Source organism: Streptomyces sp. NPDC012769, from assembly GCF_042901205.1.
Lineage (GTDB): Bacteria > Actinomycetota > Actinomycetes > Streptomycetales > Streptomycetaceae > Streptomyces.
Window position 1 is genome coordinate 41219 of record NZ_JBIBCP010000007.1, and the last position, 23537, is coordinate 64755.

Annotated in this window: 21 protein-coding genes and 1 pseudogene; 10 read left to right on the forward strand and 12 right to left on the reverse strand. The window is 73.2% G+C overall.

The window, feature by feature from the left end:
• Positions 1-82 precede the first annotated feature (82 nt).
• Together ACFY7C_RS31365 and ACFY7C_RS31370 are read right to left on the reverse strand one after the other, a co-directional pair.
• Positions 83-1504: a HEAT repeat domain-containing protein gene (locus ACFY7C_RS31365; RefSeq protein ID WP_389657066.1), complete on the reverse strand. Its 1422-nt coding sequence runs from the start codon at positions 1502-1504 to the stop codon at positions 83-85.
• 243 nt (positions 1505-1747) lie between these two features.
• Complete coding sequence (locus ACFY7C_RS31370; protein WP_389657069.1) at positions 1748-2146, reverse strand: ankyrin repeat domain-containing protein; 399 nt, start codon at positions 2144-2146, stop codon at positions 1748-1750.
• A gap of 302 nt (positions 2147-2448) precedes the next feature.
• Between ACFY7C_RS31370 and ACFY7C_RS31375 the strand changes: the two genes are divergently transcribed.
• Both ACFY7C_RS31375 and ACFY7C_RS31380 read left to right on the forward strand, forming a co-directional pair.
• Positions 2449-2643, forward strand: coding sequence for a hypothetical protein (locus tag ACFY7C_RS31375; RefSeq protein WP_128976945.1), 195 nt, complete (start codon positions 2449-2451; stop codon positions 2641-2643).
• Positions 2644-2680: 37 nt separating this feature from the next.
• Positions 2681-4336, forward strand: a complete 1656-nt coding sequence (locus tag ACFY7C_RS31380) for a hypothetical protein (protein ID WP_389657072.1) — start codon at positions 2681-2683, stop codon at positions 4334-4336.
• A 90-nt stretch (positions 4337-4426) separates the two neighbouring features.
• Here the strand turns inward: ACFY7C_RS31380 and ACFY7C_RS31385 are convergent, their stop codons facing one another.
• Positions 4427-5926 (reverse strand): PLP-dependent aminotransferase family protein, encoded by a 1500-nt coding sequence (locus tag ACFY7C_RS31385; protein ID WP_389657075.1) that lies wholly within the window; start codon positions 5924-5926, stop codon positions 4427-4429.
• 132 nt (positions 5927-6058) lie between these two features.
• Here ACFY7C_RS31385 and ACFY7C_RS31390 point away from each other — a divergent pair.
• From ACFY7C_RS31390 to ACFY7C_RS31405, 4 genes and pseudogenes are all read left to right on the forward strand, one after another.
• Positions 6059-6679 (forward strand): annotated as a pseudogene (locus ACFY7C_RS31390) (YitT family protein); the annotation flags it as partial.
• 176 nt (positions 6680-6855) lie between these two features.
• The gene (locus ACFY7C_RS31395) at positions 6856-7632 is read left to right on the forward strand and encodes a glycerophosphodiester phosphodiesterase (protein WP_389657078.1); all 777 of its coding nucleotides are present in this window, start codon (positions 6856-6858) and stop codon (positions 7630-7632) included.
• 55 nt (positions 7633-7687) lie between these two features.
• The gene (locus ACFY7C_RS31400) at positions 7688-9070 is read left to right on the forward strand and encodes an MFS transporter (RefSeq protein ID WP_389657081.1); all 1383 of its coding nucleotides are present in this window, start codon (positions 7688-7690) and stop codon (positions 9068-9070) included.
• 255 nt (positions 9071-9325) lie between these two features.
• Positions 9326-9700, forward strand: coding sequence for an RNA polymerase-binding protein RbpA (locus tag ACFY7C_RS31405; protein WP_026278069.1), 375 nt, complete (start codon positions 9326-9328; stop codon positions 9698-9700).
• A gap of 149 nt (positions 9701-9849) precedes the next feature.
• On the opposite strand, the gene fxsA is transcribed toward ACFY7C_RS31405, so the two are convergent.
• The 4 genes from fxsA to ACFY7C_RS31425 form a co-directional block, all read right to left on the reverse strand.
• Complete coding sequence (gene fxsA, locus ACFY7C_RS31410) at positions 9850-10443, reverse strand: FxsA family membrane protein (protein ID WP_389657084.1); 594 nt, start codon at positions 10441-10443, stop codon at positions 9850-9852.
• A 189-nt stretch (positions 10444-10632) separates the two neighbouring features.
• Positions 10633-11412, reverse strand: a complete 780-nt coding sequence (locus ACFY7C_RS31415; protein ID WP_389657087.1) for a polyprenol monophosphomannose synthase — start codon at positions 11410-11412, stop codon at positions 10633-10635.
• 403 nt (positions 11413-11815) lie between these two features.
• Entirely contained in the window at positions 11816-13426 is a 1611-nt protein-coding gene (locus ACFY7C_RS31420) for an amidohydrolase (protein WP_389657090.1), read from the reverse strand.
• Positions 13427-13494: 68 nt separating this feature from the next.
• Entirely contained in the window at positions 13495-13935 is a 441-nt protein-coding gene (locus tag ACFY7C_RS31425; protein ID WP_189976755.1) for an Lrp/AsnC family transcriptional regulator, read from the reverse strand.
• 223 nt (positions 13936-14158) lie between these two features.
• On the opposite strand from ACFY7C_RS31425, the gene ACFY7C_RS31430 reads away from it, so the two are divergent.
• On the forward strand, positions 14159-14527 hold the full coding sequence (locus ACFY7C_RS31430) for a hypothetical protein (RefSeq protein ID WP_389657093.1): 369 nt from the start codon (positions 14159-14161) through the stop codon (positions 14525-14527).
• A gap of 9 nt (positions 14528-14536) precedes the next feature.
• Here ACFY7C_RS31430 and ACFY7C_RS31435 read toward each other — a convergent pair whose 3' ends face one another.
• Both ACFY7C_RS31435 and ACFY7C_RS31440 read right to left on the reverse strand, forming a co-directional pair.
• A complete protein-coding gene (locus ACFY7C_RS31435; RefSeq protein WP_389657096.1) occupies positions 14537-15637 on the reverse strand; it encodes a phosphotransferase family protein in 1101 nt (366 codons plus the stop codon).
• Positions 15638-15649: 12 nt separating this feature from the next.
• Entirely contained in the window at positions 15650-16771 is a 1122-nt protein-coding gene (locus ACFY7C_RS31440; RefSeq protein WP_389657099.1) for a hypothetical protein, read from the reverse strand.
• A 434-nt stretch (positions 16772-17205) separates the two neighbouring features.
• Here ACFY7C_RS31440 and ACFY7C_RS31445 point away from each other — a divergent pair, with 434 nt between their 5' ends.
• A complete protein-coding gene (locus ACFY7C_RS31445; RefSeq protein WP_389657102.1) occupies positions 17206-17460 on the forward strand; it encodes a hypothetical protein in 255 nt (84 codons plus the stop codon).
• Here the strand turns inward: ACFY7C_RS31445 and ACFY7C_RS31450 are convergent.
• The 3 genes from ACFY7C_RS31450 to ACFY7C_RS31460 form a co-directional block, all read right to left on the reverse strand.
• The gene (locus ACFY7C_RS31450) at positions 17423-18595 is read right to left on the reverse strand and encodes an acyl-CoA dehydrogenase family protein (RefSeq protein WP_389657105.1); all 1173 of its coding nucleotides are present in this window, start codon (positions 18593-18595) and stop codon (positions 17423-17425) included. The two genes, ACFY7C_RS31445 and ACFY7C_RS31450, sit on opposite strands and share 38 nt — an antisense overlap.
• Positions 18596-18773: 178 nt before the next feature.
• Positions 18774-18920: an SCO1431 family membrane protein gene (locus ACFY7C_RS31455; RefSeq protein WP_389657108.1), complete on the reverse strand. Its 147-nt coding sequence runs from the start codon at positions 18918-18920 to the stop codon at positions 18774-18776.
• Between the two features lie 73 nt (positions 18921-18993).
• Complete coding sequence (locus tag ACFY7C_RS31460) at positions 18994-20382, reverse strand: peptidase C39 family protein (protein ID WP_389657111.1); 1389 nt, start codon at positions 20380-20382, stop codon at positions 18994-18996.
• Between the two features lie 186 nt (positions 20383-20568).
• On the opposite strand from ACFY7C_RS31460, the gene ACFY7C_RS31465 reads away from it, so the two are divergent.
• Positions 20569-21198 carry a uridine kinase gene (locus tag ACFY7C_RS31465; protein WP_389657114.1) on the forward strand — a complete coding sequence of 210 codons (630 nt, stop codon included), beginning with the start codon at positions 20569-20571 and terminating at the stop codon, positions 21196-21198.
• Positions 21199-21506: 308 nt separating this feature from the next.
• Positions 21507-23396 (forward strand): AAA family ATPase, encoded by a 1890-nt coding sequence (locus tag ACFY7C_RS31470; RefSeq protein ID WP_389657117.1) that lies wholly within the window; start codon positions 21507-21509, stop codon positions 23394-23396.
• Positions 23397-23537 lie beyond the last annotated feature (141 nt).

Here is a 23537-nt window from a genome sequence, read left to right on the forward strand (position 1 = left end):
GTTCCGGGTCCCACGCGACCGCGTTGCCGGTCTCCGGGGGCGGCCGTCGGCGGCCGCCCCCGGTTCGGCTCACGCGGGGAGGTCAGACCTGGAGGTCGAGGTCCGGTCCTATCCGGTTGCGTACGGCCGTCTGGACCTCCGCCTCCTCGGCGGGGTCGGCGGCGAGGCGGCGCAGGCGTTCGGCGACGCGTACGTCGCCCGTCTCGGCGTGGAGTGCGGCGAGCTCGCGGGTGGTCTCCTCGCAGTCCCACAGGCACTCGACCGCGAAACCGGTGGCGAAGCCGGCGTCGGTGGCGGCGAGGGCGCGGGCGGTGCGGCCGCGCAACTGGGAGGAGGCGGTCTCGCGGTAGATGTGGCGCAGCACGGGCGCGGCGCAGGCGATGCCGAGGCGGCCGGCGCCGTCGACGAGCGGGTAGAGGGCGGGGGCGTCGGGGCCCTGGGAACGGACGGTCTCGCGGAGGGCGCCCAGGACGAGGGGGGAGTCCTGGGTGCCGCCGCGGTGGGCGAGCGTTCCGGCCGCGGCCGAGCCGAGCGCGTCGGGGCGGTGGATCCAGCCGCGGGCGCGGTCGACGGCGGCCTCGCCGCTCATCCGCTGGTACGCGGCGACCGCGGCGTCGGCGACGGTGCGGGAGCCGTCGAGGACGGCGCGTTCGACGAGGTCGAGGACGGCGGGGTCCTGTGACTCGGCGAGGTAGTGCAGGGCGGCGCAGCGGGCGCCGTCGGGGCCGCTGCCGGCGGCGGCGAGGATCGTCTCGCGGTCCTCGGGTCCGGCGACGGCGACCAGGCAGCGGGCGGCGGGCCCGTGCAGCTCGGCGCCGCGCTCGTGGCCCTCCTGGGCCCAGTCCAGGACGGCCTGGACGCTCCAGCCGGGCCGGGGCCCGGTGGGGCGGAGCTGCCGCTGCCAGCGGTCGAAGGAGCCCTGTTCGCGGGCGGCCCTGATCCGGGCGCCGACGGACTCGCGCGGGTCCTCGGCCCACAGGCGCCAGGGCCGCGGCTCGAAGGCGTCGCGGACGGTGGCGGCGAGCTCGGCCTCGCCCTCGGCGGTGGCCGGGAAGCGGGCGAGCACCGGCAGCGCGAGGGCGCGCAGGCCGGCGTCGTCGTCGCGCAGGGCGAGCTCGTCCAGGGCCCAGGCCCAGTTGGTCCCGGCGGCGGCGTACCGCCGCAGGAGCAGCAGGGCGTCATGGCGGCCGTAGGAGGCCAGGTGGCCGAGGACGGCGAGCGCGAGCCCGGTCCTGGACTCCTCGGTGTCGAGGTGGTCCTCGGCGCCGAAGAGATGCGCCTCGATCTCGTCCAGGCCTCCGTGGAGGTCGAGGTAGAGCCGGGCGTAGTAGAGCGAGCGGTTCTCGACCTGCCAGTCGTGGCGGGGGTCGTCGAGAACGCAGTGGTTGAGGGCCGCGAGGGCCTCGGCACGTGGCGCGGCGAGCGCGTGGAGGGTGCCGTCGCCGCGGCCCCTCTGCAGCAGACCGAGCAGGGTGCCGCTCGGCGCTATGACTGGATCGAACATGGAAGACGCCTCACATCAAGCTGTCGACACGACCGGGGGAAACCGGGGTGAACCGGGTCAGGCTGTTCGCCTAGGCCGTGCGGCAACATGTCGGGCCGCCCGTTGTCGTCCTGCGCTTGCCAGTGACCATCTTCCTCTGCCTCTCGTCGGTGGCCCCCTGCGGGCCCGACGTCATGATGACCCACCCATTTCGCCACCGCGACCACATTTACGGCGCCGTCTCACCTGGGGTTCAGCCGTTGTTCACCGGGCTCCGAAGAGCTCGAGCAGTTCCGCCTTCCCAAACATCCGTGCCGTATCCACGGCGGACGGAGTCCCTGCTTCCGGATCTGCCCCGCCGGAGAGGAGGGCGCGGACGACCGCGTCCTCGCCCTTGAAGACGGCGCCGGCGAGCGGGGTCTGGCCGCGGTCGTTGGCGCGGTCGGCGTCGGCGCCCCGGGACAGCAGGGCGGTGACCGCCGCGGCGTGGCCGTGGTAGGCGGCGAGCATGACGAGCGAGTCGCCCTTCTCGTTGGTGAGGTTCGCCGGGACACCGGCGTCGAGGTAGGCGGCCAGGGTCACCGCGTCCCCGGTGCGCGCCAGGTCGAAGACCTTGGAGGCCAGTTCGACGACCTCGGGGTCCGGGGCCTCGTGCTCGCTCATCGTGGTGTCCTGCCTCTCTTGCCTGTCCCGCGCACGGCGGGCGCGGCCGTACGAGTGAATCGACAGGGTACTGCCCGTCGGACGACATGAGGGGGCGTGTCCGCGGCAAGGATCACCGCAGCTCGCGGCCGGGCCGTCGCACTACCGCACCCGGCGCGTTTCGCCACCCGGAGAACCCCCGGCATCCGCCGGTCAAGTGAAATCGCCCGCCATTCACCCATATGCACCTTTAATCACATAGATACTTGCTGTGAACTTGGAAGGACTCATGGTGACTGTCCCCTCAACCAGGAGAACACCTCATGATCCTGTCCATCTCAGGCGTCGTCCTGCTCGGCATCATCTGCTTCCTGTTCTTCAAGAAGGACGGACTCAAGGCCTCGCACGCCCTCGTCTGCGCGCTCTTCGGCTTCTACCTCGCGGGCACCGCGATCGCCCCCAGCATCACCGCGGGCGGCCAGAGCCTCGCCAGCCTCTTGGGCGGGATCAAGTTCTGACGCCCCCCATCCCCTCCCACCACTCCAGGAGTACGACGTGGCCCGGCGACCACTCCCCCGCATCCTGAACAGCGGCAGCGCACAGATCGCTCGCAGCCGAGAGATCGCGCGCACGGCCGCCGACAGCGCCACCGACGTGCTCCATCCGCTGATCACCATCTCGCGTGGTCTGCGGAAGCTGGCCGCGACCGCGCGCGCCAAGTGGGCCGCGACCCCCAAGGAGCGGCGCGGTCCCACGCTGTTCCTGGTCGCGGCCTGCGTCCTGGTCGTCGCCCTCGTGCCGTACGGACCGCTGCTCGCCCTCGTCGCGGTGATGGGCGCGGCCGCCTGGCAGGGACGTGAGCGCCCGGTCGTCAAGACCGGGCCCGACGACGCCGAGATCGCCCGGCTCAAGGGCCTCTACGAGGCTCTGGTGCCGTATCTGTCGCTGCCCGAGGACCCCGAGCCGCTCTTCGCCCACGGCGGCGACTGGAGCGCCGCGTTCGCGGACCACGCCTTCGACGACGACGGCCGCCTGACCCGGCTGCGGATCTCCTACCCCCCGTACTTCACCGACGGCGAGCCGGCCGCCCGGGCCCGGATCGAGCATCTACTGCACGCCAAGTCGGGGCGTGGACGTGAGTACCTCTTCGACTGGGACGAGGAGGGCAACCGGCTCACCATGCGCGTGCTGCCCGCGCTGCCCACCACCATCGCCGCCCAGCGCTTCGTGACCGTGCCCGGCGAGACCGTGCTCGGGTTCACCGACGCCGACGCCGTGCAGCGGACCGTGCCGGTCCGAGCCTCCGACGGCACCGAGGACGCCCCGGCCGTCGTCTGGCGCACCGGTCCCCGCTCGACCGAGCCGCACCTGCTCGCCGTCGGCCAGCCCGGCAGCGGCACCACCTCCCTGCTGCGCTCGATCGCCCTCCAGGCCCTCCCCCACGGCGACGTCCTGATCGTCGAGGGCAGCGGCACCGGCGAATACGCCTGCCTGGTCGGCCGGGACGGCGTGCTCGCCGTCGAGTGCGGGCTCTCCGGCGCGCTCACCAGCCTGGAATGGGCCGCGCACGAGACCGAGCGGCGGCTGATCGCCGCCAACCGCGCCCGGCAGGCCGGCCGCCCCGCGCCGGAGGACACCCGACGGCCGCTGTGGATCGTGCTCGACCGGCCCAGCGTGCTCGGCCACCTGGCGGCCGCCGACGGCCGGCCGGACCCGCAGGACCTGCTTCAGGTGCCGCTGCGGCATGGGCGGGCCGCGCAGGTCACCGTCGTGGTGGCCGAGCAGTTCGACAGCGTGGAGGCGCTCGGCGAGACGGTACGGAGCCACACCCGGGCGCGGATCGTGCTCGGCCCGGCCTCGCCGGAGCAGATCGCGGCGGTGCTGGGCGCCGCACCGCACACCACCCCGGTGCCCGACGTCCCGCCGGGCCGCGGCTACGCCCGTCTCGGCGCCGGACCGGTGCTCCGCCTCCAGGTGCCGGCCACCCCCGACCCGTACGACGACGCGACCAGCGAGGCGCACCGGCGGGCGGTCCTGGAGCTGCTGCCCGAGCGCCGGACGGCGACGGCCCCCGGGATCGAGACGATCGAGGCCGTCGACACGGCCCCCGGCCCCGCTCCCGCACCGGACCTGGACGCCGACACCGCTCCGACCCGACGCAAGGAGCCGAGCCCGACGCCGCTCCCCGCCCCCGTCGCCGCGGAGAGCTGAGCCGCACCGGCCGACGTGGCCTGTGCGAGGTCCTACGCGAGGGCGGCCGCACCATGACGGGTGCGGCCGCCCTCGTTCGTCGACGGAGCGCTAGGCGACGAAGGAACGCGGCCCCTCGACGCCCGCCCCCGCGCCCGACTCCACCAGGCGGGCCGCGGCGGCCAGCCGGACGGCGGCCTCCTCGGCGACCGGGCCGCCGACCGTGAAGGGCAGCCGGACATAGCCCTCGAAGGCGCCGTCCACGCCGAAGCGCGGGCCTGAGGGGACCCGGACGCCGACGCGCTCGCCGACCTCCGCGATGCGGGAGCCCGAGAGGCCGCCGGTGCGCACCCACAGGGTCAGACCGCCGCGCGGGACCTCGAACTCCCAGTCGGGCAGCTCCTTGCGGACCGCGGCCACCAGGGCGTCGCGGTTCTCCCGGGCCTGGGCGCGGCGCAGTCCGACGGCCTCCTCCCAGCCGCCGGTGCGCATCAGCCAGTTGACGCCGAGCTGCTCCAGGACGGGGGTGCCGAGGTCCGCGTAGGCGCGGGCGGCGACGAGGGAGCGGATGACGTCGGGCGCGGCCCGCACCCAGCCGATCCGCATGCCCGCCCAGAACGCCTTGCTCGCCGAGCCGACGGTGAGGACGGTGGCACCGGCCGGATCGAAGGCGCAGACCCGCCGGGGCATCGTCAGGTCGTCGTCGAGGAACAGCTCGGTCATCGTCTCGTCGACCACCAGGACCGTGCCGGCCGAGCGGGCCGCCTCCACGAGCTGCCGGCGCTGGTCCTCGTCGGCGAGGGCGCCGGTCGGGTTGTGGAAGTCGGCGACGACGTACGCGAGGCGGGGCGCCGCGTCGCGCAGCACCTGGCGCCAGCGGCCGAGGTCCCAGCTGGCGAGGCCCTCGGCCATGGCGACGGGCACGAGCCGGGCGCCGGCCTCGCGCATCAGCTGGAGGATGTTGGCGTACGAGGGGGACTCGACGGCGATCCGCTCGCCGCGGCCGGCGAAGAGGTGGCAGATGGCGTCGATGGCGCCCATGGCGCCGGTGGTGACCATGATCTGCTCGGGCATCGTGGGGATGCCGCGCTCGGTGTAGCGGTCGGCGAGCATCTGCCGCAGCGCGGGCAGTCCGGCCGGATAGTCGCCGTGGGTGTGGGCGTACGGCGGCAGCTCCTCCAGGGCGCCCTGGATGCCGCGGGTGAGCCAGGGCTCGGGCGCGGGCAGCGCCGCGCAGCCCAGATCGATCATGGAGCCGAGCGACTCCGGCGGCAGCGGTTCGAGGCCGCGGGCGGGCAGCGGGTTGCCGGCCGGAACGGCGGTCCAGCTGCCGGCACCGCGCCGGGACTCGAGGAAGCCCTCGCCGCGCAGCGCCTCGTAGGCGGCGGCGACGGTGGTGCGGCTGACGGTGAGGGCCAGGGCCAGTTCGCGTTCGGCGGGCAGCCGGGCGGCGACCGGGACGCGGCCCTCCAGGACCAGCAGGCGGATGCCGTCGGCGAGGGCGCGATAGGCGGGCGGCTTGCGGGCGCCGGGCGCCGCGGGCCGCGGCTGCTGGGCCTGGAGCTGCCGGGCGAGCTGGGCCGGCCCCACGGCCGAAGTCCACTGGGCCATGGAAATCAGTCCACCTTCCGCGAATTGGCCATGGTTGGCCTGTCATCCCCCGCCACAGAGTGTCATGAACCAGTCCACCAACACCACCCAGGCCCATGCAGCGCCCGGGTCATCCCACGAGGGGGCAGTCCTTTGTCCATCGCCTCCGGCCTCCGCGGCCGGCACCTGACCCGCCGGCTCGTCCAGCTCTACGCCGGTCTCGCGCTGTACGGCATCAGCTCGGCGCTGCTCGTGCGCGGCGGGCTCGGCCTGGAGCCGTGGGGCGTGCTCCACCAGGGGCTCGCCGAGCGGACGGGGCTGAGCATCGGTGTCGTGTCGATCGTCGTCGGGGCGGTCGTGCTCCTTCTGTGGATCCCGATCCGGCAGAAGCCGGGCCTGGGGACCGTCTCCAACGTCTTCGTCATCGGGCTCGCGATGGACGGCACCCTGGCCCTGGTCCCGGAGACGGACGGCCTGCCGGCCGGGATCGCGCTGATGGTGCTCGGCATCGTCCTCAACGGCCTGGCGACCGGTCTCTACATCGCCGCCCGCTTCGGCCCCGGCCCGCGCGACGGCCTGATGACCGGCCTGCACCGGCTGACGGGCCGGTCGATCCGGCTGGTCCGCACGGCGATCGAGGTGGCCGTCGTGGCCACCGGCTTCCTCCTCGGCGGCTCGGTCGGCGTCGGCACGGTCCTCTACGCGCTGTCGATCGGGCCGCTCGCGCAGTTCTTCCTGCGGTGGTTCGCCGTGCCGGAGTCGGATCGTGGATCCGGGATCCAGGATGTCGGATCCACTCGGGAGACGGATCGTGGATCCCATATCCAGAGCGTCGGATCCCCTGTGGCGTCGGATCATGGATCCGATATCCAAGTTGTTGGATCCAATATTCAGGATCCTGGATCCGATCCGGTCGCCCCCGCGACACCCCGGCAGGCCATACTGCGGCGGTGACTCGCGCATCCCGCCCCCACCGCCACCCCTACCTCGACCACCCGGCCCCCATCCCCTTCGCCCACCGCGGCGGAACGGCGGACGGCCTGGAGAACACGGCGGCCGCCTTCCGGCGGGCCGCCGCGGCCGGTTACCGCTACTTCGAGACGGATGTGCACACGACCTCGGACGGGGTCCTCGTCGCCTTCCACGACGCGACGCTCGACCGCGTGACGGACGCCGGGGGCCGGATCAGGGACCTGCCGTGGGCGGCGGTCCGGGAGGCGCGGGTGGCCGGCAAGGAGCCGCTGCCGCTGTTCGCGGACCTCCTGGCCGAGTTCCCCGACGCCCGCTGGAACGTGGACCTCAAGACCGAGTCGGCGCTCGTCCCGCTGCTCGACGCGATCCGCGGGGCCGACGCCTGGGACCGCGTCTGCGTGAGCTCCTTCACCGAGGCCCGGGTGGCGCGGGCGCAGAAGCTCGGCGGCGAGCGCCTCGCCACCTCGTACGGCGTGCGGGGCGTCGTCGGTCTGCGGCTGCGCTCGCTCGGCCTGCCGGCGGCGCTGCGCGCGGGCGCGGTCGCCGCCCAGGTCCCGGAGCGCCAGGCCGGCATCCCGGTGGTGGACCGGCGCTTCGTGCGCGAGGCGCACGCGCGCGGCCTCCAGGTGCACGTGTGGACCGTGAACGATCCGGCGCGGATGAACGCTCTCCTCGACCTCGGGGTGGATGGCATCATGACCGATCATCTGGAGACGCTGCGCGCGGTGCTCACCGACCGGGGAGTGTGGGCCTGAGGCCTCGAAGCCGCGCGCGCGTCCCGTCGACGGGGACGAACGAGGGGGCGCGGGCGTGACGGCCGACACCACCGATCCGGAGGGGCGGACCGCCGACCCCGCCGAGCGCAGACGCGAGCAGCGCGGCTGGTACTTCTACGACTTCGCGTGCTCGGTCTACTCGACCAGCGTCCTGACGGTGTTCCTCGGGCCGTATCTGACCTCGGTCGCGAAGGCGGCGGCGGACCCGGAGGGGTTCGTGCACCCGCTGGGCATCCCGGTCAGGGCGGGCTCGCTCTTCGCGTACTCCGTCTCGGCCTCGCTGGTGGTGGCGGTGCTCGCCATGCCGCTGGCGGGCGCGGCGGCCGACCGGACGGGCCGCAAGAAGCCGCTGCTGGCGGTGGCGGCCTATCTGGGCGCGGCCGCGACGACCGGCATGTTCTTCCTGGAGGGACAGCGCTATCTCCTGGGCGCGTTCCTGCTGATCGTGGCGAACGCCTCCTTCGCGGTGGCGATGGCGCTGTACAACGCGTATCTGCCGCAGATCGCCGAGCCGGACGAGCGGGACGCGGTCTCCTCGCGCGGCTGGGCGTTCGGCTACACGTCGGGGGCGCTGGTCCTGGTCCTGGATCTGGTGCTGTATTCCGGTCACGAGTCCTTCGGACTCACGGAGGGCACGGCGGTGCGGATCTGTCTGGCCTCGGCCGGGCTGTGGTGGGGCGTGTTCGCGCTCGTCCCGTTGCGGCGCCTGCGGGACCGGCCGGTGCGCCCGGCCGAGTCGGCGGGCGCGGAGGGCGCCGAGGACACCGAGGGCGCCGTCGGTGGCTGGCGGCAGCTGGTGGCGACGCTCAAGGACATGCGGCGCCATCCGCTGACCCTGTCCTTCCTGCTCGCGTACCTGGTCTACAACGACGGCGTGCAGACGGTGATCTCCCAGGCCTCCATCTACGGCTCCGAGGAGCTGGGCCTGGACCAGACGACGCTGATCACGGCGGTGCTGCTCGTCCAGGTCCTCGCGGTGGTGGGGGCGCTCGGGATGGGCCGGATGGCGCGGTCGTACGGGGCGAAGCGGACGATCCTCGGGTCGCTGGCGGTGTGGACGGCGATCCTGGCGGCGGGGTACTTCCTGCCGGCCGGCGCGCCGGTGTTCTTCTACTGCCTGGCGGCGGCGATCGGTCTGGTCCTGGGCGGCAGCCAGGCGCTGTCGCGGTCGCTGTTCTCTCATCTGGTGCCGCGTGGCAAGGAGGCGGAGTACTTCTCGGCGTACGAGATGAGCGACCGGGGACTGAGTTGGCTGGGTCCGTTGGTGTTCGGTCTCGCGTATCAGCTGACCGGGAGCTATCGGGATGCCATCATCTCTCTGGTGATCTTCTTCGCCGCCGGCTTCGTCCTGCTCGCGAGGGTGCCGGTGCGGCGCGCTGTGGCCGCCGCGGGGAACCCCGTACCCGACCGGATTTAGACGCAGGAGTGAAAGGGCGGTAGTGTACGCGTTTGGCCTGCCAGGCGGACCGTTACTGCGTGCTGACTTGGTGAAAACGTTGAGTGACATCTGCTGCCAGATGTGACAAAACGGGCACTGGTGGGTACAACAAGGGGCGGCACGACGGGCGACGCATGACCCGGAACGGGAATCTTTACCGCCGACCGGACGTTGACCGGATGACGACGACAGCGACACCTGTCCTGTGGGCGACAAGCCCGGGAGGCACGATTCATGAGTGAGCGAGCTCTTCGCGGCACGCGCCTCGTGGTGACCAGCTACGAGACCGACCGCGGCATCGATCTGGCCCCGCGCCAGGCGGTGGAGTACGCATGCGAGAAGGGGCATCGTTTCGAGATGCCCTTCTCGGTCGAGGCGGAGATTCCGCCGGAGTGGGAGTGCAAGGTCTGCGGAAGCCAGGCACTTCTGGTGGACGGGGACGGCCCCGAGGAGAAGAAGGGCAAGCCGGCGCGTACGCACTGGGACATGCTCATGGAGCGGCGTACCCGCGAGGAGCTGGAGGAGGTGCTGGCCGAGAGGCTGGCGGTCCTTCGGTCCGGCGCCATGAACATCGCCGTGCATCCGCGCGACAGCCGCAAGTCCGCCTGACGCGACAGTCCGTCTGACGGACGGCCGCACGGCCCGACAGAACAACGCCGCGGGGCCCGGTACACGATTCGTGTACCGGGCCCCGCGGCGTTGTCATACAAGGTCGCAAGTGCACCCAAGGTCGCCAGCGCGCCGGACGGCGCCGCCGGTCACGGCGTGAGGGGCGGACGGGGCTCCTGCGGCCGACGCGGCCCCTGGGCGGCGTCCTCGCGGATGACCTCACCCTGCACGACCTTTCCGTCGGGCCGGTGCATACGGGCCTGCTGGAAGGCGTCCTGGAGGCTTCCCCGCGGCGCGGCGGCCATCCGGCGCTCCGCCGCCTTCTCCGCGTACCGGCCCACGGCGGTGCGGACCGGCGGCACGAGCAGCAGCAGACCGGCCAGGTCGGAGAGCAGGCCGGGGAGCATCAGGAGCAGGCCGCCGAGCATCAGGAAGCCGTTGCGGTCCTCCGCCCCCGTCCGGTCGGCGGCCGTGGGCGTCTCACCGCGCAGCGCGGCCTCCTGGGCGCGCTGGAAGGTCGTGGTGAGGTTGGCGAAGGCCCGCCGGCCCGCCCGCTTGATCACGGCGGCGCCGAGCACGGCACCTCCGACGAGCAGCAGGAAGACGGTCAGCCCGCCCGCCGCGTCCGCCACGACGGTGAGCAGCCAGATCTCCAGGACCAGCCAGGCGGCGAGACCCAGCGGAAGGAACGTACGCGCGCGTGAGCGCTTCGGGGCGAGGGGAGGCGGTGCGCCGGTCGTCATGCCCCCCAGTGTGCCTGGCGGCCCGCAGGAACGCCGTAAAGGCGGCAGTCCGCACGACGGACCGGCGCGACCCGGTCCGGGAGACCCGGAGCTGTCAGCCCGGGAGAGCCGCGCGCCCGGCCCGAGCGGGCGGGCGCGATCAGCGCGCGCCGACGGGCCGGGGCGATCAGGGCGAGAGGGCCGGAGCGATCAGTGCGAGGGCTTGCGGCCGAGGAGCTTGCCGACCTTCTGCGCCCGGGCCGTCAGACCCCAGCCGGTGACCCGCCACAGCGCCTCGACGACGATGTTGCGGCTCATCTTGGAGTCGCCGACCTCGCGCTCCACGAAGGTGATGGGCACCTCGACGACGTGGAAGCCGGCGGCGACCGCGCGGCGGGCGAGGTCGACCTGGAAGCAGTAGCCGGCCGAGGCGACGTCGTCGAGGCCGAGGCCCTCCAGGGTCTCCTTGCGGAAGGCCCGGTAGCCGCCGGTGACGTCGCGGATCGGGACGTCGAGCATCAGGCGCGAGTAGAGGCTGCCGCCGCGGGAGATGAACTCGCGGGACTTGGGCCAGTTCACGATCCGGCCGCCGGGCACCCAGCGGGAGCCGAGCACCAGGTCCGCGCCCTTGAGGGCGGTGAGCAGCCGGGGCAGCTCCTCGGGCTGGTGGGAGCCGTCGGCGTCCATCTCGACGAGGACGTCGTAGCCGTGGTCCATGCCCCAGCGGAAGCCCGCGAGGTAGGCGGCGCCGAGCCCTTCCTTGCCCTTGCGGTGCAGCACGTGGACGTGATCGTCCTCGGCGGCGAGCTCGTCGGCGAACTTGCCCGTGCCGTCGGGGCTGTTGTCGTCGGCCACGAGGATGTGCGCCTCGGGTACGGACTCCCGTACGCGCGAGACGATCGGCTTGATGTTCTCCGCCTCGTTGTACGTGGGGATGATCACCAAGGCCTTGCCGAGCGGGCCGTAACGCCTCTGGCCACCGTCGTTCACTACTGCCCCTTCGGATACATACGCGAGCCCCCACCATAGCGAGCCCTGCGCATGGGGTGCGGGATCGGGGCCCGGCGTCCTTCGGGCCGACCCGGGACCCGCTGGCTGCGGATCGACCCAAGGCCGTTGTCTACTGAACGCCGGGGCCCCACCCGGGTCGCACCCTCCGCCGGAAAAACCTTCCCTCGCCCCCGAGGCGCGGGCGGCGTTCGGTGCCTGCGTGGAGGTTTGAAACCGGTCGGACGTCCTTGGTGGACCCGCCGAACCTACCGGCCGGTGGCGGCCTGCTGTCAACACCCGTTTGACCTGCGGTGATGAACCGTCTCTGCGGAGCGTCGGTAAAGATCCGCAGGTCGCGGGCGAGCCCGCCGGAAGTCGAGCGGTGGTACGAAATGTCCTTACGTCACTCGTTCGGCCGTACGAACACCGTCTGCCCGAAGACGACGGTCCGCAGGCAGACGGGGAGCTCGCCGCCGGGGGACAGATCGGGCAGACCGGGCGTCCCGGAGCGCGGGTCGGTCGACCAGCGGGCCACTCGGTCGTCCGGGGCCTGGACCACCAGCTCGCCGGTGCGCCAGATCGCGTAGTCGGCCGGCGCGCCGGGCACCAGCGTGCCGGCGTCGTCGCGGCCGACCGCGCGCCAGCCGCCCCGGGTGTGGGCGGTGAAGGCGGCGCGGACGGAGATCCGGTGCTCGGGCGTCCGGTGGAAGGCGGCGGCGCGCACGGTGCCCCACGGGTCGAGCGGGGTGACCGGGCTGTCCGAGCCGAAGGCGAGCGGCACGCCCGCGCGCAGCAGGGCGGCGTACGGGTTGAGGGTGCGGGCCCGCTCGGCGCCGAGGCGGTCGGCGTACATGCCGTCCTCGCCGCCCCAGTACGCGTCGAAGGCCGGTTGCACGGACGCGGTGAGTCCCAGCTCGGCGAAGGCGGCGATCGACTCGGGGCTGAGCATCTCCGCGTGCTCCACGCGGTGGCGGGCGGCCCTGATCCGGGCCAGACCGAGCTTCTCGGAGGCGGTCCTGACGCCCTCGACGACCGCGTCGACGGCGGCATCGCCGATGGCGTGGAACCCGGCCTGGAGGCCGGCCTCGGTGCAGGCGACGACATGGGCGGCGACGGCGGCCGCGTCGAGGTGGGCGACGCCGGCGCCGGAGTCGTCGGCGTACGGTTCGTGCAGGCAGGCGGTGTGGGAACCGAGGGAGCCGTCGGCGAAGAGGTCGCCGGCCGCGCCGAGGGCGCCGAGGGCGCGCGCCCGTTCGACGTCGAGGTCGGCCCAGTAGCCGACGATCCGGGGGCCGGGCTCGCTGCGGGCGAGGTCGAGCAGGCCGGTGAAGTCGTCCTCCGAGGAGATCTCGGGGCCGCCGCACTCGTGCAGGGTGCCGATGCCGAGGGAGGCTGCGTGCTGCCGGGCGGCGCGCTGGGCCTCGGTGCGCTGCCGCGGGGAGAGCGCGGCGTAGGCGGCGGCGCGGACGGCGTGGTGGGCGTCGCCGGTGAGCGGCTGCCCGTCGTGGAAGCCGGTCAGCGCGCGGACGCCGGGCACGAGGTCGAGCAGGGCGGTGGTGACGACGGCCGAGTGGACGTCGATGCGGGTGAGGTAGAGCGGCCGGCCGCCGGTGAGGCCGTCGAGCTCGGCGCGGGTGAGCGGGCGGCGCTCGGGCCAGCGGGCGGCGTCCCAGCCGTGGCCGATGAGGATGCGGTCGGCGGGACGGGCGGCGGCGTGGGCGCGGATCGCGTCGGCCGCCTCGGCCAGCGAGGCGGCGCCGGACAGGTCGAGGCCGGTGAGCGCGAGGCCGGTGGCGGTGGTGTGCACATGGGCGTCGACGAACGCCGGGGTCACGAGCGCGCCGTCGAGGTCCACGACCTCGTCGACACCGGAGGCGAAGGCGTCGGCCGCGCCCTCGGAGCCCACCCAGGCGACGTGTCCGCGCTCCACGACCATGGCGGTGGCGAAGGGGTCGGCGGGGCTGTGGACTTCTCCACCGCGCAGCAGCACGGTGCGGTGTTCGTACGCGCTCATGCGACCAGGCTAGGACCTGCGGGGACCCGGTTTGTCCGCCGGGCCCCCGGAGTCAGGGCGCTCGCCCCTCAGATGCGGGGCGGTCTGGCCTCGTAGGGGGTGGACAGGACGACGGTGGTGCGGCTGGAGACATGGGCCTGGGAGCGGATCCGGCTGAGCAGGTGCTCGAGTTCCAGGGGGGTGGCGACGCGCACCTTGAGGATGTAGTTCTCCTCCCCCGCGACGCTGTGGCAGGCCTCGATCTCGGGGATGTCGGCGAGTCGGTCGGGGGTGTCGTCGGGGGCGCTGGGGTCGAAGGGTTTCACCGAGATGAAGGCGGTGAGCGGCAGACCGACGGCCTCCGGGTCGACGACGGCGGCATAGCCGCGGATGACTCCGCGCTGCTCCAGGCGGCGGACGCGCTGATGTACGGCCGAGGTGGACAGGCCGGTGGCCTTGCCCAGGTCGGTGTAGCTCATGCGCCCGTCCTTGACGAGCAACTCGACGATCTGACGATCCAGCTCCTCCATGCGGTGACCCTATTGCCCCGGAGGGGCGGGGGCACAGTCGGGGCCGGACCTATCCCAGAGTTTGGGCATCCATGGGGCACCTGCGACCGGCATGTGACGAACACCACAGGTTTTGCGGGGGCTGAGGCGTGACCTCACGGTTATGCGGTCGGCCGTATGGGAATTGGTTGCTGTGGTCGAGGCCACTCAGATCCGGCCGACCCGTCCGAGGGGGAGATTCTCCATGCAGGAGCCTGTTGATTCCGTCGACACGTCCGACGAGCTCGACGCGTACGACACCTTTGAGATGTACCGGGTGATCTGCCCGGACTGCGAGCAGCCGATCGCACTGCTCGCGGACGAGGACGTCCTGCCGGAGCACGCGCTCTGCCCGACGCCGTGGAACCCCTTCGTCCTGACGGTCTGCACCGGCACCGGCCGGTCCGCCGCCGACACCCGTCCCGCGGACGACACCCTGGAGGTCCAGGAGCAGGACACCGCCCTGCTCCTGACGCTCCCTCAGGGTCTGGACTGGCGGACGCAGCCGTTCTCGCACGTCGGCGGCCCGGGCTCGCGGCCGATCAAGCGGGCGCAGCTGCGCCGCGCGGCCTGATCCCGGCCCTCACCAGTAGCGCCCCTGCACCATCGCCGCGAGGGTGGCGTGGTGCAGGATCAGGCGGTCGGCGTCTTCCGCGGCCCCCGGGACCCGCGCCTCGCCGAAGTGCACCTGGCGGTAGGCGATCCTGAGCATCACGATCGCGTGCCGCAGCGCCGCGTAGAGGGTGTGGAACTCCATGTCCCGGGGCGTGTGCCCGGTCAGTTCGGCGTACCTGCGCTCGACGGCGTTGCGCCGCAGGAAGTCGGGGAGTCCGGGCTGCCCGAAGCTCACGGTGAGGTCCTGGAAGAAGCGGTGCAGGTAGACCGTCCAGCCGAGGTCGACCTCGCGCGGGGCGAAGCCGGCCATCTCCCAGTCGAGCACGGCCGCGGGGGTGAACCCGTCGTAGACGATGTTCCCGATGCGGGCGTCTCCCCAGTTGAGGACGGCCGGCCCCTCGTCGGCGGGCCAGTGCGCCTCCAGCCAGTCGAAGGCGGACTCGATCAGCGGTGAGGGAGTGAGGCCGTCCACCACCCAGGCGTAGTAGGCCCGTTGGGCGTCGACATGGCGGCGCAGCGGGCTTCCCTCGCCGGGCGGCATCAGGAACTCGGCCTCCTTGGCCGGGAATCCGTCGTGCAGCCGGGCGAGGACGGCGACCGACGCCGCCTCCAGCGCCGCGCGTTCGGCGTCGGTGGCCGCGTGCAGCCAGTTCCCCTCGTACGTGTAGGGCATGACGTCCGGCGGGACGCGGCCCTCTGCGCGGGCCATCACGAAGAAGGGCGCCCCGAGCGGTCCAGGGTCCTCCTCCAGCCAGAGCACCCGCGGCACGGGGACGTCGGTGTGCTCGCCGACCAGGCGCATCACCCGGTGCTGACGCGCCATGTCGTAGACGGGGAAGACGGTGTACGCGGCGGGGTCGGCGGCGAGCCGGAGCGCGCAGCCCCGCACCGGGGCGTCGGGGTGCTCCAGGTCGAACAGCAGCGTCTCGCTGGACATGCCGTTGGAGCCGGGCACGGCGAGGCCGCCGACGCGGGCGCCGGGCAACCGCCGGTCGAGCCAGACGGTGAGCCGCCGGCCCAGCTCCTCGGGGTCGCGGGTGGTGGTGCGGGGGCGGGGCGCGGTGGCCATCAGGGGCACTCCCTACGGGGCGGTGGCGGCGTGGTCGGCGAAGCCGCTGGGGTCGTGGCGGCCGAAGGAGCCGTGCTCGAAGATGCCGTAGCCGGTGCGGCCTTCGAGGGTGAAGCGGGCGGCGTGGTCGGTGACGCCGAAGGCGGCCAGGGGGTGGGCGGCCGGGTCGGAGAGGTCGTAGACGCGGCGGTCGGTCCAGCCGCGGCCCTGCCAGGTGCCGTGCTGCCAGTCGGGGGCGGGCGGATAGCCGGCGCCGACGGCGAGCGGGGAGGAGGCGAGGATCTCGACGCCGATCTCCAGGGGTTTCCCGGCCGGGTCGGCGAGATGGACGACGGCCCGCTCGGGCGTACGGGTGCCGGGGCGGTAGGTGATGTCCGTACGCGGCCAGCCCAGTTGCGTGTCGCGCCGGCCGTTCCGCACGAGCAGGGCCTCGTTGAGGGTGCGGTAGCCGTCGGCGTCCTCCTGGGCGATGACCATGAGGAAGCGGCCGTCGAAGCGCATGGGGATCCAGAGCCAGTGGAAGCCCTCGGGGCGGAACTCCTCGGCGCGGCCGGGCTCTTCGCCGGGCAGCGGGCGGATGCCCCAGCTGCGGTCGCGGGTGCCGGTCCACTCCCCCGCGGCGACGGCGAAGGTCTCGCCGCCCGCCCGGACGGTGCCGGTGGCGTGGCCGGCCTGGACGAAGCGGCGGCCCTCCAGGGTGAGACGGTCGCCGCGGCGCTGGGTGTGGTGCGGTTCCCAGACGGCGGGGAAGTCGCCGGTCCAGGCCAGGTCGAAGGAGAGCCCGTCGGGGTCGTCGGGGTCGGGGTCGCAGTGCAGGCCGAGCCGTCGCAGCGGTTCGTCGACGGTGATCCGCAGGGGGCCGACGGACAGGTCCGTCCGGTCGTCGCCGAGGGCGTCGGAGGCGCGGACGGCGTGCAGCCGGTCGCCGGTGCGCAGGGTGGCGTAGGCGTCGATGACGCCGGCGTTGGGGTAGACGCCGAGGCCGGCGATCAGCAGGGCGCGGCCCTGGTGGTCGAAGACATGGAAGATGCATCGGTCGTAGACGTTCCGGTCACCGCTGATGTGGTGCTTCATGGAGAGCGGTGCCTGGTGCACGGGGTACTCGTCGAGCGGGACGGGCCGGTCGTCGGACACGGCTGACCTCCTGACCTCCTGAGCGGGGCAAGGAAGTTGACGGTACGTCAGTTGATGCGGCGAGGGCCAGGGTCGTGCAGGCGCCTGGGCGGGCTCGGGAGGGGGCCGGGGAGGACCGGGGAGGGGGCCGGGGAGGACCGGGGAGGGGGCCGGGGAGGGCCGGGGACGCCTCGAACTTCCGCTCGACGGCCCCGGGCGGTGACCGGGAGGCGGCGCGGAGCGTTGATCCCGGCATGACCACGCTGTATACGACACCCAGCGGATACGGCCGGCATCGACAGTCCGAGCCGCGCTTTGAAGAATCGGTTCAGCACGACGTTTCGATGCCGGACCCCACGCCGGTTCCGATGCCGGTACCGGCCCAGATGCCCGCGACCGCGCCCATCAGCGCGACCGCGACCATGACCGCGTCCGCGTCCGCGACCATGACCGCGATGACGGCGGCACCGATGACGGCGCCGATGGCCGTTCCCGTGCCGCCGTCCGCTCCCGGTCCCGCGGCCCCACCGCCGCCGCACCTCGCCGACCCGCCGATCTACACGGCGCTGCTGCACCTCTGGGCCAGCAACGGAAGGACCCTGCCCGGCCGTCGCGACCAGGAGTGGAGCCGCCTCGCCGCCGGCCCCGTGTGGGCCGACCGGACCGTACGCGTCAGCGGGACTCTGGTCCGGCAAGGTGACGTGCGATGACCACCCGCTGGATCTGATTCGTGCCCTCGACGATCTGGAGCATCTTGGCCTCGCGCAGAAACCGTTCGACGGGGAAGTCCGCGGTGTAGCCGTAGCCGCCGAGCACCTGCACCGCGTCCGTCGTGACCCGCATCGCCGCGTCCGAGCAGAACAGCTTGGCCATCGCCGCCTGCCGCCCGAACGGCCGCCCCTCGTCGCGCAGCCGCGCCGCCTCCAGGTAGAGCGCCCGGCCCGCCTCGACCTGCGTGGCCATGTCGGCGAGCAGGAAGCGCAGCCCCTGGAAGTCGGCGATCGGCCGGCCGAACTGGCGTCGCTCCAGCGCGTGGCCGACGGCCGCGTCCAGTGCCGCCTGCGCGAGGCCCACCGCACACGCCGCGATGCCGAGCCGCCCCGAGTCCAGGGACGCGAGGGCGATCGAGAAGCCCTGCCCCTCCGCTCCGATCCGCCGCGCGTCGGGGACGCGGACGCCGTCGAGGTGCACCTGCGCGGTCGGCGAGCCCTTCATTCCCATCTTCCGCTCCGGCGCCGCGGCGCTCAGCCCCTCCGCGTCCCCGGGCACCAGGAAGGCAGTGATCCCCTTCGGCCCCTCCCCGCCCGTACGGGCCATCACGGTGTAGAAGTCGGCGATCCCGCCGTGGGTGATCCACGCCTTGGTGCCGTCGAGCACCCAGTCGTCGCCGTCCCTGACCGCCCGGGTGCGCAGCGCGGCCGCGTCGGATCCCGAGGACGGCTCGGAGAGGCCGTACGCGCCGAGGAGACCGCCGCCGAGCATCGCCGGCAGATGCGCGGCCCGCTGCTCCTCGGTGCCGAAGGCGGCCAGGGCGTGGCAGGACAGGCTGTGCACGCTGACCCCGAGGGCCACGGTGAGCCGGGCGGCGGCCAGCTCCTCCAGGACCTGGAGGTGGACGGTGTACGGCTGGTCGCCGCCGCCGTACGCGGAGTCGTACGGCAGTCCGAGCAGGCCCGAGGCGGAGAGCAGCGAGAAGAGCTCGCGGGGGAAGCGGCCGGCGACCTCCTCCTCGGCGGCGCGCGGAGCGATCTCCCGCGCGATGATCTCCCGGACCAGGGCGAACAGCTCCCGGGACTCCTCGGTGGGCAGCCTGCGTTCCACGGGCTGCGGGGCGCGGTCGGACATGGCGGCGCACTCCTCCCTCTCGCGGCCCCTCGGGCCGGGGCACTGCGCCGATGCTGCCCCGCGGCGAGCGCGCGCGGGCGCGGCAGGCGGCCGTGGCGGCTGGAGTATGCCCGTTCGGCGGCGCCCGCTCACACCCCGCCCGCGCCGCGCCTCCCAGGCGCACCGAGGGCCGGCCGGCTCACATCAGACCGGCCTGGGTGACGAACATCGCCAGGACGACCACCAGGGTCCAGCCGAGGAGGTGTTCCAGGACCTTCGGTCCATCGGTCTTCGGGCCACCGGTGCGGGTGCGGACACGGGCGGCGGCGTGAGAGGTCGCGGTCATGCCGCTCACCCTGCCAGCCGCCCGGGCAGGGGGCAGCGACGCAGATCACGCCGCCCCGGGGCACACGCGGGCCTCAGCGGACGCCGACGGCGGCAAGCGCCTTCCGCTGCGCGGGAGTCGGCCGGTCGGGGAAGTAGAGGTAGCAGACCCCTCCTGTGCCGGACACCACTTTGCCGCTCGCGTTGTAGCGCTTCGTCCGCAGCCAGATGTTCTCCCACTCGCGCCGCCGGTAGACCCGGCGGACGGCCTCGTTGCTCGGGGAGGCCGGGTCGTTGGCGATCACGTCGCCGGCCGGGGTGAAGCCGATCACGGTCATGAGGTGGCCGGAGGTGCCGTAGCCCGCGCCGGTGAGTTCCTCCTTGCGGAAGGACTGGGAGGTGATGACCGGGATGCCCGCGGCGATCAGGGTCTCGAGGTCGGCGAGCGAGCGCAGCCGGGTCACGACCGCGTTCATGTCGGGGTAGGTGGCGGCGTAGGCGGCGTTGAAGGGCCAGTTGCCGCAGCCCTCGTACTGGTGGTCGTAGGTGAAGCGGGCCGCGTGGCAGACCTGGGGGTCGGCGAAGGCGGGGTTCACCCAGGCCAGGTCCTCGGGCGACGGCCGACGGCCCCAGTACTCGACGATCATCTGCGAGGAGGTGGGGCTGCACCAGGCCTCGCCGCCGTTGTCGTACTCCGGGTACTGGCCGATGTGGGTGTTCTGCGAGTAGCGCGGCACGATCAGCTCGCGGTCGAGGCCGGGCGCCGAGGCGGGCACGGTGAAGCGGTCGGGGATGTCCGAGGCCATCGCGCCCACTCGCCACACCATCGGGGTGAGGGTGGTGCCGGGCCTGCGGTGGAGGGTGAGGCGCAGCCGGTACGAGAGGATCCGCAGGCCGCTCGCCGGGTCGTCGACGGAGAGGGTGTCGGTCCAGAGGGAGGCCCTGCCGTCGGTCTGGTCGTCGACCGAGGTACGGCGGATGTCGGTGTCGCCGGCGGCCCAGCGGCCCATGACGAACCAGGGCGTCCGGGTTCCGTCGCCGTACGCACCGCTCAGCTCGACCTGCAGCCAGGTGCCGGGCGGGGTGTCGGCGTTCCAGGAGGCGATGACCTCGGTGGCGGGGACGGTGGAGGTGTGGACGGGCGAGGTCCAGACCGCGTACTCCCAGGTGCTCGTGAGGCCGGTGTGCGGGTCGGTGTAGTCGGTGCGGCCGGCGGGGGCGTCGATGACGAGGGCGGGGCGGTGGCCGGCGACGGCCCGGGTGCCGGCGGGGGTGCCGCAGCGCCAGTCGGTGTACGTGCTCCAGAAGCGGTTGTCGACCGTGCCGGGCGCCGGGGCGTGGCCGCCCCTGGTCTCGTCGGCACCGGCCGCGCCGTCGGTGCAGGCCCCGGTCAGCGCGGCGGCGGGGGTGGCGGTGGCCGCGGTCGTGCCCGCGGCGGCCGCGAGGGCGGCGAGGACGGTTCTGCGCGGAGTGGCAGGGGGCATGGGCGGTGACCCTCCAGTCGGTGGTGGCGAACGGACGGGCTGCGGGCCCACTATCGCGGCTCGCGGACGCGTTCTGCCAGCGATTCGACGCGTGCCGCCCGAGCAATATTGGTCTCGACCGATGGCACCGTGCGCGGCGCTGACCTGCGGCGTCCCGCTCGCTCCGGCTCGCCTACCCTGGAGGCCATGAACGACCTCGACCGCTCGGCCGCGTTCTTGCGCCGGCTGCCGCCCTCCTGCGGACCGGTGCGGCTCGTCGCGGTCGACGGCCACGCGGGCTCCGGCAAGTCCACGCTCGCCGCGCGGCTCTCCGCGGCTCTCGACGACGCCCCGGTCCTGCACCTCGACGACCTCGCCACCCACGCGGAGCTCTTCGAGTGGACCGGCCGGATGCTCGCCGAGGTGATCGGGCCGCTCTCCCGGGGCGAGACGGCGCTCTATCGCCCGTACGACTGGAATCTGCGCGCCTTCGGACCGCCGAGGGAGCTGTCCCCGGCACCCGTGGTGCTGGTGGAGGGTGTGGGGGCCGGGCGGCGGGAGCTGCGGCCGTTCCTCGCGCGACTGCTGTGGATGGAGCGCGGTCCAGAGGAGTCCTGGGCGCGCGGCCGGCACCGCGACGGGCCTGCGCTGTCCTCCTTCTGGGACGGCTGGACGGTGGCGGAGACTCGCCATTTCGCCGCGGACCCCTCACGGCCGTTCGCGGACACCTTGGTACGGGAGCGGGGCGAGGGGTACGAGTGGCTTCCCGGCCCTTCTGTGACAGCAGGCCCGAACCAGATCCTCACCCATCGTGACGGCTCCCCGGCCGCAAACTGAGGAGGCGGAAGTCCACTTCCGCAAGTGCCCCAACTCGGCTTGACCCCAGGGGCGGACAGGTCTTACGTTCTTCAATGTGCGGCTCTTCGGAGTCGCCGCGGACGCGAAGCCCCCGGTTGTTCCCCCGTGATCGGGGGCTTCGTTCCGCCCCGATCATCACCGAGGGTCACGATCGCCGTGCCTCCGGCGGATCGCGTCGATCACGATTGATCGCCTCCTTCTCCCTCATCACGCACCCCCTGCGCAGGTACGATGCCCCTCGGTGCGGTCAATTCCCGTCCACGTGTAGACGGTTGTGGGGGACCCGAATGGACTTCGGCACACAGGGCACGCATGCCCCCGCCGAGCTCGCCTGGCTGCGCGGAGTCGACGCCTACACGATGGGCGCCTATCCGCAGGCCGAGGAGGAGTTCCGTACGGCGGTACGCATCGACCCCGGCATGGCCGACGGCTGGCTCGGTCTGCACGCGCTGCGGGTGGACACCACCACCGCCCTGCTGCGGATGTACCGCCACCGCGAGCGGTTCGGCGAACAGCGCGCCCGGCACCGCAGGAACCTGAACTCCTGGTACTGGCTGGGCTGGTGGGTGCAACCGGTGCTCGAGAGCCCGCGTGATCTGCTGCTCGCGCACGCCTCGCACTGGCTCGACGGACGCCATGTGCCGGAGCTCGACCGGGCGCTCGCCGGCCTCCCGCCGGTCGACACCGACCCCCAGGTCCGCTTCCTGCACGCCTGCCGCTCGTACCTGGTCAAGGACTGGGAGCAGCTGGTGCGGCACACCGAGCCGCTGGTCGACGATCCGCTGCTCGGCATCGAGGCGGGGCTCTTCGGAGGCATGGCGCGGGTGCGTCTGGAGATGTACGGCCAGGCCGAGCCGCTGCTCGCGACGGCGCTCATGCGCTGCCGCAGCGAGCAGCCCCAGCGCAAGGAGCTGCGCTACTGGCTGGCCAGGGCGCACGAGGGCACCGGCCGCACCGCCGCCGCGCTGCCCCTGTACCGGGCGGTGCACCGGATCGACCCGGCCTTCATGGACACGGCGGCGCGGCTCACCGCCATCGCCGAGTACGACGGCTTCGACGGGCCGGATGACCCGATGGGACTCGCCCCGGCGATGTACGGCGGCCTCGGCCAGGACACGGTGGACGGCGAGCGCGCCGACCCCGAGGTCCCGGCCGGCGACGGCCTGCTCCTGAAACCCGAGGCCGTACCGCCGCCGGCGCCCGCGGTGCCGCCGGAGGCGGTGCGCCAGAAGGCGGCGGTCCCGCCCCAGCCGGTGCCGCCCCGCTTCCCGGCCAGCCCGACCGACCCGGCGCTGCTCGCCGAGGCACTCGCGGAGCTGGAACGGATGGTCGGCATGGAGCCGGTCAAACGGCAGGTGAAGGCGCTGTCGGCGCAGCTGGAGATGGCCCGGCTGCGGGCGGGGCAGGGGCTTCCGGTCCAGCCGCCGAAACGTCACTTTGTGTTCTCCGGTCCCTCCGGCACCGGGAAGACCACCGTGGCCCGCATCCTCGGCCGGGTCTTCTACGCCCTCGGGCTGCTCGGAGGGGACCATCTGGTGGAGGCCCAGCGGGCCGATCTGGTCGGCGAGTTCCTGGGCCAGACCGCCGTCAAGGCGAACGAGCTGATCGACTCCGCGGTCGGCGGGGTGCTCTTCGTCGACGAGGCCTATTCGCTCTCCAACACCGGCTACAGCAAGGGCGACGCCTACGGCGACGAAGCCCTCCAGGTCCTCCTCAAGCGCGCCGAGGACAACCGCGACCACCTGGTGGTGATCCTGGCCGGCTACCCGGAGGGGATGGACCGGCTCCTCGCCACCAACCCGGGGCTCTCCTCCCGGTTCACGACCCGGGTCGACTTCCCCTCGTACCGCCCGCGAGAGCTCACGGCGATCGGCGAGGTGCTCGCCGCCGCCAACGGGGACGGCTGGGACGAGGAGGCCCTCGACGAGCTGCGCTCCATCAGCGCGCACGTCGTCGAACAGGGCTGGATCGACGAGCTCGGCAACGGCCGCTTTCTGCGGACCCTGTACGAGAAGTCCTGCGCCTACCGCGATCTGCGGCTCTCGGGTTACCCCAGCACCCCGAGCCGCGAGGACCTCGCCACGCTGCGGCTGCCGGACCTGATGCAGGCGTACGGGGAGGTGCTGTCGGGCCGCGGTCCGACGAACCGCGGCCCGCAGGAACCGCCGGGGATCTGACCGGATCCAGGATGTTGGATCCGACATCCGACATCTCGGATCCAATATCCCGGATCCAACATCCGACATCTCGGATCCAATATCCCGGATCCAACATCCGACATCTCGGATCCAATATCCCGGATCCAACATCCGACATCT